Raw genomic sequence first — 12,737 nt, 5'->3', positions numbered from 1 at the left:
CGAATGTTACGTGCAATAATTCCTTGCGTGAACACCCACTCACTCGCATCCGCAGCCGCGGTCCGCTGCCCGGACGTCCTGTCCGGGAATCAGCCGCGCTGTCACCGAATGCACGCGTAGCGGTTACACCCAACCTCTTCCTACGCACTTCGAGCCCAACGGCGGGCATTCCTCTTCATCCCGACCGGGCTCATCCCGCATTCGAGCCGTGATGACGGCACACTTCACGAGGTGGTTTTCATGTCAGTAAATCCCGGCTACGTCCATATCTCGCTCCGCTCACCGCAGGGCCCCCAGGCGCGGCAGTCCTTCGGGCCGACCTTCCCCCAGCAGGCGCAGCAGGTGCCGCGCTCGCACTCGCGCCTCCAGGCGGTCTCCGCCGACGCGCATCCCCTCAGCGTTCCCGTCCCCGTCGTCGCCCCCAACGGTGTCCCCGGCCCCCAGGCGGTCACCGGGGACACGACCGCACGCGGCTTCGTGCTCTACGTCGCGCTCGACGAGGCGACAGCCGCAGCGGCGGGGACCACCTTCTCGAAGCTCGCACAGGACGTCCGTGCCTACGTGCGCTCGCTCGTGCCGACGGCGGAGAGCCATGCGGCCGTGGCGCTCGCCCCCGCGGACGCCCCTGGCTCCGACATCGACGTCGTCCGCGCCGCCCTCGGCGATCCCACGGTAGCCCGCCGCCCGCGCCCCGATGCCGCCCCGGCCGCAGCCCAGGCACGCCCCACGGGCGTGCTCATCGACCTGTCGAGGCGCGAGGTGCACCTCGACGGCGAGACGCTCAACCTGACCTTCAAGGAATTCGAGCTCCTGAATTACCTGGTCGAGAACGCGACCCGCACCGTGGGCCGCGAGGAACTCCTCGGCGGCCTGTGGCGGAACGCGGACGAGGTGCCGAACGAGCGGACCATCGACGTCCACATCCGTCGCCTGCGGTCCAAGCTCGGACGCCTGGCCAACACCGTGCGGACCGTGCGGGGGCAGGGCTACCGGTTCTACGACCACCCCGAAGTGATCGTCTGGGCTGCTCCCGAGTACTCGATCTAAACCCTCCGGCTGCTGCAGGGACGCCATAGACTGCGGGGATGGCTCCCCACCACCTGAAGAAACTCATGCTCCTGCGCCATGCGAAGGCCGAGTTCCAGCAGGGCGTCCCGGACCACGAGCGGTCGCTCAGTTCCAGGGGCCACGCCGACGCCCCGCTGGTGGGCCGCTGGATGGTGGAGCACGACACCGTACCGGACTTCATCCTCGTCTCGTCGGCCCTCCGTACCCGGCAGACCTGCACCTGGGTCTGCACCGAGCTCGGGGACAAGGCCCCGACGCCCAAGCTCGAGGACGAGCTCTACGCGGCGCGTCCGTCGGAGATGCTCGCGCTCATCAACCACGTGCCGCCGACCGTGACGAGCCTCCTCGTCATCGGGCACAACCCCGGCGTCCAGGAGCTCGCGATGCGCCTCGCATCGGTGCGGTCGAGCGAGCACGCCGTCATGGACCTGGCCACCGACTACCCGACGGCAGGGCTCACCGTCCTCACCTACGACGGGGAGTGGGCCGAGCTGGACGGCCGCGACGCCGAGGTCACCGACTTCGTGGTGCGCAGGGCACCGACCCTGCGCTAGGGCGACCCTGCGCTAGCGACCGTACCTGCGCCGGGGGCCCGTACCGTGTCGCGGGGACGGCCCGCCCGGTGCCCGCATCCCGAGCCCTAGCCCACCGACCCTTCCTGCTCCCTCCCGGCGAGCTGCTGTCGTTGCCATGCGTACACCCCGGGCAGCCACTCCGTGCCGTACCTGGCCGACGGGCCGATGCGCGGATCGTCGGGGGTCCTGCCGTCCCGCAGCGCCCGTACGTAGGCGCGATCCAGGCCGACCCGTCGGCGTACCTCGCCCGGGCCACCGACCGACCCGTGGCCGGGGACGACGACATCGACGTCGCCGGCAACGTCCTCGAGCAGCCGCAGCCCCTCGAGGTAGTCCGCGAGGGGGGTCGCGGCGTCCAGGTCGGGGAACGGGATCAGGATGTCGGACAGCATGTCGCCGGCGACGAGGACGCGGTGCTCCTCGATCAGCAGCGCCGCATGGCCCTGCGCGTGCGCCGGATGCTCGATGATCCGGACGGCGGGGCCGTCCCAGGGGATCCGGGCCGTATCCGGCGGCAGGCCGGTGACGAGGCCGAACAGGTCCAGCGGTATCTCGCCCGCGATCTCCGGGGGCAACCCCTCGGCGACGCGGGCCTGCCAGTCCGCGTCCGCGAGCAGGTCCCGCAGGAAGGCCGCGCCGCGGGCCGTCCCGTAGCGGGGCGCCTCGCCGAGTTCGGCGTGCCAGAGGACGTGGTCCCAGTCCGGGTGCGTCGAGAAGCCGGCCACGACCGGCCTGCCCGTCTCGCGGAGATCCTTCGCGAGGCAGGCCATCTCGGAGCCTCGTATCCCGGGATCGATCAGCAGCACGCCGGCCCGGCCCTGCACGACGACGGTATTGTTCCGGATCAGCTCACTCTGGTGGACCAGCACGCCCTCCGCGATCTGCGTCAGCATCGGGTTCCTTCCGCTCGGGACATCGGAGAGCGCGTCCGCACCCCGGTGCCTGCCGTCTGTCCTGTCATGTCGTTCATCTGCCATTCCTTCTCGTAGGGGTCCCGCGGCGATGCGGGAGTTCCTCGGGCCTCAGCCCAGGGCCACCAGCCCGACCGACGCGCCGCAGACGAGCAGCCCGAGGCCCTGGCCGAGCCGGAACGGCTCGCGCAGCACCGTCGCCGCGAGGAGCACGGTCGCAGCAGGGTAGAGGGAGGCCAGGACGCCGATGACGGCCAGGTCCGTGCTGTGGCTCGCCCCCAGGAACGCCACCGTGCCCGCCGTGCCGAGCAGTCCGCTGACGGCACCCCAGCCGACCGCGCGGCGTCCTGTCCGGTCGTCGGGCGCCCAGGGCTGCCGCAGCAGTGTGGCGGCGCCCAGGGTGACCACGGCCCCGACGCCCTGGTTGACCGCCAGCGGCAGGATCCCGGCCGACTCCGGGACCCGTGCGAGCGCCACGAACAACAGACCGAATCCTCCGCCGGCCAGTGCCCCGTCCAGGATCCCGTCGCAGGGCCTGCCGGTTCCGTCCCTGGCCCCGCGCGAGACGAGGTAGATGCCGGGCAGCGCCACTACGATGCCGATCCACGTCGGCGTGCCGAGGCGCTCGCCGAGTGACACGCCGACGAGCACCGGCACCAGGGCTGCGCCGACTCCGGATACCGGCGCGACGACGCCCATGCGGCCCCGCGCCAGGCCGCGGTACAGGAAGACGGAACCGACCGCGCCGCCCAGGCCGGCCAGCACCGCCCAGGCGAAGTCGGCGGGGCGGGCGAGGCCCGGCAGGGACAGGCCCGCAGCGAGCAGCGCGGACCCTCCCGCGAGCTGGCCGGCGAGGGCGATGGCCCACGGGGAGGCGCGGCGCGCGGCGAGCCCGCCGAGGAAATCCGCCGCCCCGTAGCCGGCCGCGGCCAGCAGGGCCAGGACGATACCGATACTCATGCGACGATGATGGCCCCGATGCGGTCCGGCATGAAGGTCCACCTGGGCCGCATCTCACTGGACCACTCGGGAGGATCGGATGAGCATTCCCTGGTCGGGACAGGGTCCGCCCCTGCTCCTCGCCCTGGACAGGACCGACGGGATCCCGCTCGGGCACCAGCTCCAGGAACAGCTGCGCGCGGCGGTGCGTGACGGACGGCTGAGCACCGGCGAACGGCTGCCGTCCTCGCGCCGGCTCTCCCAGGACCTCGGGGTGTCCCGGGGGCTGGTGGTCGCCTGCTACGAGCAACTCATCGCCGAGGGCTACCTGGTCGGGGCGGGCGGTTCGGGCACGCGGGTGGCTGCCGGGGTGGGCCGGCAGACCCCCGGGCGACGGGCTGCCCGCCCGTCCACGACGACGGAGCACCGCATCGACGTGGATTTCGAGTACGGCGTGCCCGACCTGCGGTCGGCGCCGCTGCGCGACTGGATCTGGGCCCTGCGCGAGGCCGGGCGCACCGCGCCGACCGCGGTGATGGGCGACGAGGGGGACGCGGGCAGCTTCCGGCTACGGGAAGTGGTGGCGGCCTACCACCGTCGCGTCCGTGCCGGCACCGCCGAGCCGGAGCACGCGGTGATCGTGAACGGCTTCCGGCAGGGACTCGTGCTCGTGCTCGGTGCACTCGCACGGTCCGGCATCGAGCAGGTGGGCCTCGAGGATCCCGGGCCCCGACAGCACGACGAGATCGTCCGGCGCGCGGGGATGCGGCCGGTGGCCGTCCCTGTCGACGGTGCCGGCCTCGACGTCGACGCACTGCGCCGTTCGGGTGCCCGGGCCGTCCTCGTCACGCCGGCCCACCAGTGCCCCACCGGGGTGGTCATGGGCCCCGGACGGCGCCAGGCCCTGGTCGCCTGGGCGGCGGAGGTCGACGGGATCATCCTCGAGGACGACTACGACGCCGAGTTCCGCTACGACCGGCAACCGGTGGGATCCCTGCAGGGACTCGCGCCCGACCGGGTCCTGGCGCTGGGGTCGCTGAGCAAGACCATGGCGCCCGGGATCCGCCTCGGCTGGCTGCTGGTGCCGCAGTCCCTGGTCGGTCCCGTGGTCCGCGAGAAACTCCTGACCAGCCGCGGGGCCCCCGCCCTCGACCAGCTGGCCCTCGCGGCGCTGATGGAATCGGGGCGCTACGACCGGCACGTGCTGCGGATGAGGGAGGTCTACCGCCGGCGCCGCGACGTCCTGGCGCGGGCGGTGGCGCAGCACGCAGCCGGACTGCACCTGGCGGGGCTCGACGCCGGCTGCCACGCGGTCCTCGAACTCCCGGCGGGCGTCGCCGAGGCCGACGTCGTGCAGGCGGCGCTGCACCGTGCGGTCCGGGTCCACGGGTTGTCGCGCTATCGGGTCGATGCCCCGCGGGCGGCCGAGGCGGACGTCCCGGCGGCGCTGGTGCTCGGCTTCGGCAACGTCGGAGAGGAGCGGATCCTGCGCGGCGTCGAAGTGCTCGGCGGCGTCATCGCGGACGGGCTCCGCTGAGGAACTCCGCTCACGGACTCCCCTGACGGACTCCCCGGCCCGGGGGACCCCCGACCGGCCCCCGGCGGGTGCCCGGTCGGTCCGCGCGGCCCGTCACAGCCCGTACTGCTCGAGCAGGCGCAGCCAGACCTCGCTGACGGTGGGGTAGGCGGGGACGGCGTGCCAGAGCCGGTCGAGGGGTACCTCGCCGACGACCGCGATGGTGGCCGCGTGCAGCAGTTCGGACACCTCCGGCCCGGCGAAGGTCACCCCGACGAGTACCCTGCGGTCCTCGTCGACCACCATCTGCGCCCAGCCCTTGTAGTCGTCGGAGTGGAGCGACGAGCCCGCCACGGAGATGGGCAGCGACGTCTCGGAGGCGTTGATGCCGTCCTTCCGTGCCTGGTCGAGGCTGCGCCCGACCATCGCGATCTCGGGATCGGTGAAGACCACCTGGGGTACGGCCCCGCGGTCGGCGGTCGCGGTGTACGGGCTCCAGTCCTCGGCCGTGTCCCCGAGCGTGCCCGTGGCGCGGGCGGCGATGGCGTCGGCGGTCATGCGCGCCTCGTACTTCCCCTGGTGGGTGAGCTGCACCCTGCCACCGGCGTCACCGACGGCGTACAGCCAGCCCCCGACGCCGGGCACGCGGCCGGTGTCATCGCCCCGGATCTTCTTCACGTCCAGCCCGAGGTCCTCGAGCCCGAGCCCCGTGGTGTGCGGGTGGCGGCCGGTCGAGACGAGCAGCCGCTCGGCGGTGACACTCCGGCCTTCGCCGACCTCGAGCACGAACCGGCCGTCCTCCTTGCGGACCGACGACGTGGCGGTGTCCGTGAGGACGGTGACGCCTTCGGCACGCAGCGCGTCGAGCACGAGGTCGGACGCCTCCTTCGGGAAGGTGCCGAGGATGCCGCTGCGCGCGATCACCGTCACCTCCGCGCCGAGCCGTGAGTACGCCTGCGCCAGTTCGACGCCGGCCACGCCACCGCCGAGGACGGCGAGACTCGCGGGTACCTCCTTCGCCGAGGTGGCCTCGCGGGTGGTCCAGTAGTCCAGGTCCGCGAGCCCGTCGATGGGCGGGACCGTCGGCGTCGAGCCGGTCGCGAGGACGACGGCGTGGTCGGCCCGGTAGACCGTCCCGGACCCGTCCTCCCGGCTGATCGTCACTTCCCGCTCGCCGGATATCCGCGCCCGGCCCCGTTCCAGGGTGATGCCGGCCGACGCGACCCATTCCTCCTGCGAGGAGTCGTCCCAGTCGGAGGTGAAGGAGGTGCGGCGCTCCAGGACCTGCTGCGCATCGAGGGATCCCGTCACCGCCTCGCGCGCGCCGGCGACGCCGCGGGCTGCGTTGAGGACGGTCCCGGGGCGCAGGAGGGCCTTGGACGGCATGCACGCCCAGTAGGAGCATTCGCCGCCGAGGAGGTCCGCCTCGACGAGGACCGCGGAGAGACCTTTCTGGACCACCCGCCCTGCGACGTTCTCGCCGACCGCGCCGGCTCCGATCACGATGACATCGATGGTCTGGGGTTCGCTCATAGGCAGAGCCTTCCACCCGCCCCGCGGGGGAGCAACCTCACGCGAAAGGCCCCGGCCGGAGCCGGGGCCTTTCGATGGTTCTGTGCAACAGTGGTGCGCGCGAAGGGATTCGAACCCCCAACCTTCTGATCCGTAGTCAGATGCTCTATCCGTTGAGCTACGCACGCATCCGTAGGAGCTCGATCCGGCGGGCGGATGAGTCCTACAAGCTGGCCGTTTGGCCGTAGACAACTTTAGCGTGGAATCTGCAGGACGCCTAATTCACCGGCCGCCCGAAGAAGTCCTAGACCGGTCTACGTGACCTTCGTCACACCCGAGTGTGACGTAAGCGCATGACATCGCTGGAATGGCGCGGATCGTCCGTGGCCCCCCGGGAGTGCCGAGTACCCATGACCCTTGCATGAAATATCCCGCCCCTAGCATCGATACACCGAGCACCCAACGAAGGGAAGTCCAATGGGCCATACTGCGCGTCAGCTTGATGAGGTCGGCACACCCCCCATAAATCCTGACGGCAGCCCGCTGCCGGATGCCACCGGCTCCGCGCCGACGACCCATCCGGCCCTCCTCGCCTGGGTGCAGGAGGTGACGGAGCTCACGCAGCCCACCGAGGTGGTGTGGGTGGACGGCTCGGAGGCGGAGAACGCGCGCCTGACGGAAGGGCTCGTGGCCAGTGGGACCTTCGTGCGGTTGAACCCCGAGACGTTCCCCAACTCCTTCGCCGCGTTCTCGGACCCCAAGGACGTGGCCCGCGTGGAGGAGCAGACCTTCATCTGCTCCCGGGAGGAGCGCGAGGCCGGCTTCACCAACAACTGGATGGACCCCGACGAGATGAAGGCCAAGCTCACGGGCCTCTTCTCCGGCTCCATGCGCGGGCGCACCATGTACGTCATCCCGTTCGTCATGGGCCACCTCGACGCCGAGGACCCGAAGTTCGGCGTCGAGATCACGGACAGCGCGTACGTGGTGACCTCGATGCGGATCATGGCGACCATCGGCACCGCGGTCCTCGACCGGATGACGGAGCTCGAGGCTCCGTTCGTCCCCGCGCTCCACTCCCTGGGCGCGCCCCTCGCCGAGGGAGTGGCCGACGTCCCCTGGCCGTGCAACGAGGACAAGTGGATCGTCCACTTCCCGGAGGAGCGCTCCATCTGGTCCTACGGGTCCGGCTACGGTGGCAACGCCCTGCTCGGCAAGAAGTGCTACGCGCTGCGCATCGCGTCGGTGATGGCCCGCGACGAGGGCTGGCTGGCCGAGCACATGCTGATCCTCAAGCTCACCTCGCCGCAGGACAAGACCTACTACCTCTCCGCCGCGTTCCCCTCCGCGTGCGGCAAGACCAACCTCGCACTGCTCGACCCCACGATCGACGGGTGGAAGGTCGAGACCCTGGGCGACGACATCACGTGGATGCGCTTCGGCAAGGAGGGCGAGCTCCGTGCGGTCAACCCCGAAGCGGGCCTGTTCGGCGTCGCTCCCGGCACGGGCTGGGGGACCAACCCGAACGCCATGCGCGCGATCGCGAAGGGCAACTCTGTCTTCACCAACGTCGCCCTCACCGACGACGGCGGCGTGTGGTGGGAGGGCATGACGGAGGAGGTGCCCGCGCACCTCACCGACTGGCAGGGCCGGGACTGGACGCCGGACATGGACCACACGGCCGCGCACCCGAACGCCCGGTTCTGCACGCCCATCGACCAGATCGACATGCTCGCCGAGGAGTTCAACCGGCCCGACGGCGTCGAACTCTCCGCGATCCTCTTCGGGGGTCGCCGCAAGACGACCGTCCCGCTCGTCACGCAGTCCCGCAACTGGGCCAACGGCATCTTCATGGGATCGACGCTGTCGTCGGAGACGACGGCCGCCGCCGCCGGCCAGGTGGGGCGGGTGCGCCGCGACCCGATGGCCATGCTGCCCTTCATCGGGTACGACGCCGGCGACTACCTCCGCCACTGGCTCACCCTCAGCGCCGGGGCGGACCAGGCCCGGCTGCCGAAGATCTTCCTCGTGAACTGGTTCCGCCGCACGGCGTCGGGCGGCTTCGCCTGGCCGGGCTTCGGCGACAACTCGCGGGTGCTCAAGTGGGTCATCGAGCGCCTCGAGGGCACCGCCGACGCCGTCGAGACGCCCATCGGGTTCGTCCCCACGGGCGACGCGCTGGACCTGACCGGACTCGACATGACCCCCGCGGAGGTCGAGGCCGCAGTGCATGTCGACGCCGTCGAGTGGGCCGAGGAACTCGAGGGCATCGAACAGTGGTACGAGCGCTTCGGCGACTCCCTGCCCGAGGAACTGAAGGGACAGCTCGAGGAGCTCAAGCAGCGCTTCAGCGTCGCCTGACCCGTCGGATCCCGACTCCTTCGACACGAGAGGCCCCTTCCCGACGGGAAGGGGCCTCTCTCGTGCCTGTGGTGCTACGGGGTCAGTCGCGGATGACGGCCAGGACGCGCCGGACGAGGTCCTCGAGGGTCTGCGGATCCACGGCCTCGGCGTTGAGCCGGAGGTACGGCTCGGTGTTCGAGGGGCGGAGGTTGAACCACCAGTCGCCGTGTCCGGGGGTGAAGGTCAGGCCGTCGAGGTCGTCCACGACGACACCCTCCTGCTCGAATTCGGTGCGTGCCCGGGCGATGGACGCATGCAGGTCCGCCACCTTCGAATTGACCTCGCCCGAGGAGAAGTAGGGCTCGTACTCACGGCCGAGCTCCGACAGCGGTCCGTCCTGCTCCCCGAGGGCGGCGAGGACGTGCATGGCCGCCAGCATGCCGGTGTCGGCGTTCCAGAAGTCGCGGAAGTAGTAGTGGGCCGAGTGTTCGCCGCCGAACACCGCGCCCTCCTCGGCCATGATGGCCTTGATGAAGGAGTGGCCCACGCGCGAGCGGAAGGGCCGTCCGCCGTCGTGCCGGATCAGTTCCGGCACTGCACGGGACGTGATGAGGTTGTGGATGATGACGGGCTCCGCCTCGCCGGCGGCCTGTGCGCGTGCGATCTCGCGGCGGGCGACCATCGCGGTGATCGCGCTGGGCGAGACGGGCTCGCCCTTCTCGTCGATGATGAAGCAGCGGTCGGCGTCGCCGTCGAACGCGATCCCGATGTCCGCGCCGTGCTGCACGACGGCGGCCTGCAGGTCGAGCAGGTTCTCCGGTTCCAGCGGGTTGGCGGGGTGGTTGGGGAACGAGCCGTCGAGCTCGAAGTAGAGGGGCACGATGTCGAACGGCAGGGCGGGGAGGATCCGGTCCCCGAGGACGGCCGGGGTGGTGAGGCCCGCCATGCCGTTGCCGGCGTCGACCACGACCTTCAGCGGCCGCGACGACGAGAGGTCCACCAGGGTGCGGAGGAACCGCGAGTACTCCTCGAGGACGTCACGGACACCGGTGGTGCCCCGGATGCCGGCGGCGGGGATCGTGCCGTCCGCGAGGTAGCGCTCGGCACGTTCCTGGATGTCCTTCAGGCCGGTCTCCGAGGACACGGGCACGGCGCCGGGGCGCGTCATCTTCATCCCGTTGTACTGGGCGGGGTTGTGGCTGGCGGTGAAGGTCACGCCCGCCGCGTCCAGGGTGCCGCTGGCGTAGTACAGCTCGTCCGTGGAGATGAGGTCGAGGAAGAGCACGTTCGCGCCGCGCAGGGTGGCGCCGTCGGCGAACGCCTTCGAGAACTCGGGGGACGACGGGCGCATGTCGCCGCCGACCAGGATGGTCTCGCCCGCCAGGTCCAGGGAGTCCACGAAGGCAGCCCCGACTGCACGGACCGAGTCCACCGTGATGGTCTCACCGACGATGCCGCGCACGTCGTAGGCCTTGAAGGAGAGTGAGAGATCGAAGGTTGTAGTCACGTTGGAAAGTGTATCGGTGGGGCCGCTACGCCGGTTGCGCACATGGCGGACCCGCCCCGCGAGGACTGGGGGAGGTGGCTGGGATACTGGGAGGATGTCGACGACCACCACGCTCAACGAGCAAGCAACAGCCATCCTGCACACCCTCGTCGGGTCGCCGGACGCGCAGTTCCACGAGGGGCAGTTCGAGGCCATCGAGGCACTCGTCGAGGGCGGGCGGCGTGCCCTCGTCGTCCAGCGCACCGGCTGGGGCAAGTCCGCCGTGTATTTCGTGGCCAGCCTGCTCCTGCGCGCCCGCGGAGCCGGCCCCACGCTGATCGTCTCGCCCCTGCTCGCGCTCATGCGGGACCAGGTGGCCGCGGCCGCCCGTGCCGGGGTGCGCGCCGAGGCCATCAACTCGGCCAACCAGACCGAGTGGCAGGACATCGAGGCGAAGCTCCAGGCCGACGAGGTGGACGTCCTGCTCGTCTCGCCGGAGCGCCTCAACAACCCGTCGTTCCGCGAGCTCTACCTGCCGGAGCTCATGCGGCGGACGGGCCTGCTCGTGATCGACGAGGCCCACTGCATCTCCGACTGGGGCCACGACTTCCGGCCCGACTACCGCCGCCTGCGCGAGCTGATCCTGGGGCTGCCGCAGGGCGTCCCCGTGCTGGCGACCACGGCGACCGCGAACTCCCGCGTCGTGAAGGACGTCGAGGAACAGCTCGGGGCGGGCGGCACCGACGTCTTCACGCTGCGCGGGGAGCTCGCCCGCAAGTCGCTGCGGCTCGGGGTGTTGCGGCTGCCGAGCCCCCGCTCCCGCCTCGCCTGGCTCCTCACGCACCTCTCCGACCTGCCGGGCAGCGGCATCATCTACGCCCTGACCGTGTCCGCCGCGGAGGACACCGCACGGCTCCTGCGCGAGAACGGGCACGCCGTCCGCGCCTACACCGGACGCACCGATCCGGCCGACCGGGAGGCCGCGGAAGCTGCCCTGAAGAACAACGAGGTGAAGGCGCTCGTGGCCACCAGCGCACTCGGCATGGGCTTCGACAAGCCCGACCTCGGCTTCGTGGTGCACCTCGGGGCCCCGTCCTCGCCCGTCGCCTACTACCAGCAGGTGGGCCGCGCCGGACGCGGGACGCCGAACGCCGACGTCCTGCTGCTGCCCGGGGCCGAGGACCGCGATATCTGGGAGTACTTCGCCACCGCGTCGATGCCGTCCCAGGACGCCGCCCTGCGGGTGCTCGAGGCCCTCGAGCCCGGCACCGTCCTGTCCACCCCGGCACTCGAGACGCGCGTCAACCTGAAGCGCTCGCCCCTCGAACTCCTCCTCAAGGTGCTCGACGTCGACGGCGCCGTCCGCAAGGTGACCGGCGGATGGGAGAGCACCGGGACGCCCTGGACCTACGACGCCGAGCGGTACCGGCGGATCAGCGAGGCCCGCGTCGTGGAGCAGAAGGCGATGCTCGACTACGAGAACACCGGCGGCTGCCGCATGGAGTTCCTCTCGAGGTCCCTCGACGATCCGGCCGCCACCCCGTGCGGCCGCTGCGACAACTGCGCCGGCCCCTGGTACTCGGACGAGGTGGCACACGAGGCCTCCGACTCGGCGAACCAGGCCCTCAGCCGCGTCGGGGTGGAACTCGAGCCCCGGGGCCAGTGGCCGTCCGGCATGGAGAAGCTCGGCGTGCCCCTGAAGGGGAAGCTGAAGCCGGCCGAGGTCAGCCTGCCGGGCCGGGCACTGGCCCGCCTGACGGACCTCGGCTGGGGCAACAGGCTGCGGGAGCTCATGGCCGACGCGACCCCCGACGCACCGTTGGACGACGCGGCCATCGAAGCCGTGGTGCGCGTGCTGGCGCAGTGGGGCTGGGCCGAGCGGCCCGTCGCCGTGGTCAGCGTCCCCTCCCGGCGGCGTCCGGAACTCATCGGATCCCTCGCGCAGGCCCTGGCCCGGGTGGGGCGCATCCCCTACCTCGGGCAGCTCGCCACCCCGCACGGCTTCCCGCAGGGGCACGCGGGAGGCAACAGCGCCTTCCGCCTCGCGGCCGTGTGGGACCACTTCGCCGTCCCGGAGGGCGGCGCCGCATGGTTCGCCGCGAACCCCGGGCCGGTGCTGCTGGTCGACGACGTCGCGGACAGCCGCTGGACCATCACCGAGGCAGGGCGGGCGCTGCGTTCCGCCGGCGCGTCCGGAGTGCTGCCCTTCGCCCTGGCGCTCAAGGCGTAACGGGCCCGGATGCAGAAAGGCCCCCGGGGTACCCGGGGGCCTTGACGCGGAGACGGGGAGATTTGAACCTATCCCCCTTCCCAATAACCGCAAGGAACTTTCACAAACGTACGATCCTAAGCGCATTTAGTGTGATCTAACGTGCAGAAAACCTTCC

The 12,737-nt window shown here is 71.3% G+C and carries 9 protein-coding genes and 1 tRNA gene; 5 read left to right on the top strand and 5 right to left on the bottom strand.

Going from position 1 to position 12,737, the window contains the following annotated elements:
• Positions 1-240 precede the first annotated feature (240 nt).
• Together ACX80K_RS14015 and ACX80K_RS14010 are read left to right on the top strand one after the other, a co-directional pair.
• On the top strand, positions 241-1,047 hold the full coding sequence (locus ACX80K_RS14015; protein ID WP_459272507.1) for a winged helix-turn-helix domain-containing protein: 807 nt from the start codon (positions 241-243) through the stop codon (positions 1,045-1,047).
• Between the two features lie 38 nt (positions 1,048-1,085).
• Positions 1,086-1,622 (top strand): SixA phosphatase family protein, encoded by a 537-nt coding sequence (locus ACX80K_RS14010; protein ID WP_459272506.1) that lies wholly within the window; start codon positions 1,086-1,088, stop codon positions 1,620-1,622.
• Positions 1,623-1,708: 86 nt separating this feature from the next.
• On the opposite strand, the gene ACX80K_RS14005 is transcribed toward ACX80K_RS14010, so the two are convergent.
• The gene (locus tag ACX80K_RS14005; protein ID WP_459272505.1) at positions 1,709-2,536 is read right to left on the bottom strand and encodes an MBL fold metallo-hydrolase; all 828 of its coding nucleotides are present in this window, start codon (positions 2,534-2,536) and stop codon (positions 1,709-1,711) included.
• Between the two features lie 129 nt (positions 2,537-2,665).
• Positions 2,666-3,514: an EamA family transporter gene (locus ACX80K_RS14000; RefSeq protein ID WP_459272504.1), complete on the bottom strand. Its 849-nt coding sequence runs from the start codon at positions 3,512-3,514 to the stop codon at positions 2,666-2,668.
• Between the two features lie 79 nt (positions 3,515-3,593).
• On the opposite strand from ACX80K_RS14000, the gene pdxR reads away from it, so the two are divergent.
• Entirely contained in the window at positions 3,594-5,030 is a 1,437-nt protein-coding gene (pdxR, locus tag ACX80K_RS13995) for a MocR-like pyridoxine biosynthesis transcription factor PdxR (RefSeq protein WP_459272503.1), read from the top strand.
• A gap of 93 nt (positions 5,031-5,123) precedes the next feature.
• Here pdxR and ACX80K_RS13990 read toward each other — a convergent pair whose 3' ends face one another.
• Positions 5,124-6,542: a dihydrolipoyl dehydrogenase family protein gene (locus ACX80K_RS13990; protein ID WP_459272502.1), complete on the bottom strand. Its 1,419-nt coding sequence runs from the start codon at positions 6,540-6,542 to the stop codon at positions 5,124-5,126.
• 91 nt (positions 6,543-6,633) lie between these two features.
• Positions 6,634-6,709: transfer RNA gene (locus ACX80K_RS13985), tRNA-Arg, on the bottom strand.
• Between the two features lie 289 nt (positions 6,710-6,998).
• Here ACX80K_RS13985 and ACX80K_RS13980 point away from each other — a divergent pair.
• Entirely contained in the window at positions 6,999-8,882 is a 1,884-nt protein-coding gene (locus tag ACX80K_RS13980) for a phosphoenolpyruvate carboxykinase (GTP) (RefSeq protein ID WP_459272501.1), read from the top strand.
• A gap of 82 nt (positions 8,883-8,964) precedes the next feature.
• Here the strand turns inward: ACX80K_RS13980 and ACX80K_RS13975 are convergent, their stop codons facing one another.
• Positions 8,965-10,371, bottom strand: a complete 1,407-nt coding sequence (locus ACX80K_RS13975) for a phosphomannomutase/phosphoglucomutase (protein WP_459272500.1) — start codon at positions 10,369-10,371, stop codon at positions 8,965-8,967.
• 94 nt (positions 10,372-10,465) lie between these two features.
• On the opposite strand from ACX80K_RS13975, the gene ACX80K_RS13970 reads away from it, so the two are divergent.
• On the top strand, positions 10,466-12,580 hold the full coding sequence (locus tag ACX80K_RS13970) for a RecQ family ATP-dependent DNA helicase (RefSeq protein ID WP_459272499.1): 2,115 nt from the start codon (positions 10,466-10,468) through the stop codon (positions 12,578-12,580).
• Positions 12,581-12,737 lie beyond the last annotated feature (157 nt).

The sequence above is a fragment of the Arthrobacter sorbitolis genome (assembly GCF_054510995.1).
The sequence above is the reverse complement of the archived record's forward strand: the minus strand, read 5'-3'. Positions and strand labels throughout refer to the sequence as shown.

Bases quoted from the DNA above. Each gene is read 5' to 3' on its own strand.
- ACX80K_RS14015 (WP_459272507.1), top strand. From the start codon at position 241: ATGTCAGTAAATCCCGGCTACGTCCATATCTCGCTCCGCTCACCGCAG.
- ACX80K_RS14000 (WP_459272504.1), bottom strand. From the start codon at position 3,514: ATGAGTATCGGTATCGTCCTGGCCCTGCTGGCCGCGGCCGGCTACGGG.
- ACX80K_RS13990 (WP_459272502.1), bottom strand. From the start codon at position 6,542: ATGAGCGAACCCCAGACCATCGATGTCATCGTGATCGGAGCCGGCGCG.
- ACX80K_RS13980 (WP_459272501.1), top strand. From the start codon at position 6,999: ATGGGCCATACTGCGCGTCAGCTTGATGAGGTCGGCACACCCCCCATA.
- ACX80K_RS13970 (WP_459272499.1), top strand. From the start codon at position 10,466: ATGTCGACGACCACCACGCTCAACGAGCAAGCAACAGCCATCCTGCAC.
- ACX80K_RS14010 (WP_459272506.1), top strand. From the start codon at position 1,086: ATGGCTCCCCACCACCTGAAGAAACTCATGCTCCTGCGCCATGCGAAG.
- pdxR (WP_459272503.1), top strand. From the start codon at position 3,594: ATGAGCATTCCCTGGTCGGGACAGGGTCCGCCCCTGCTCCTCGCCCTG.
- ACX80K_RS14005 (WP_459272505.1), bottom strand. From the start codon at position 2,536: ATGCTGACGCAGATCGCGGAGGGCGTGCTGGTCCACCAGAGTGAGCTG.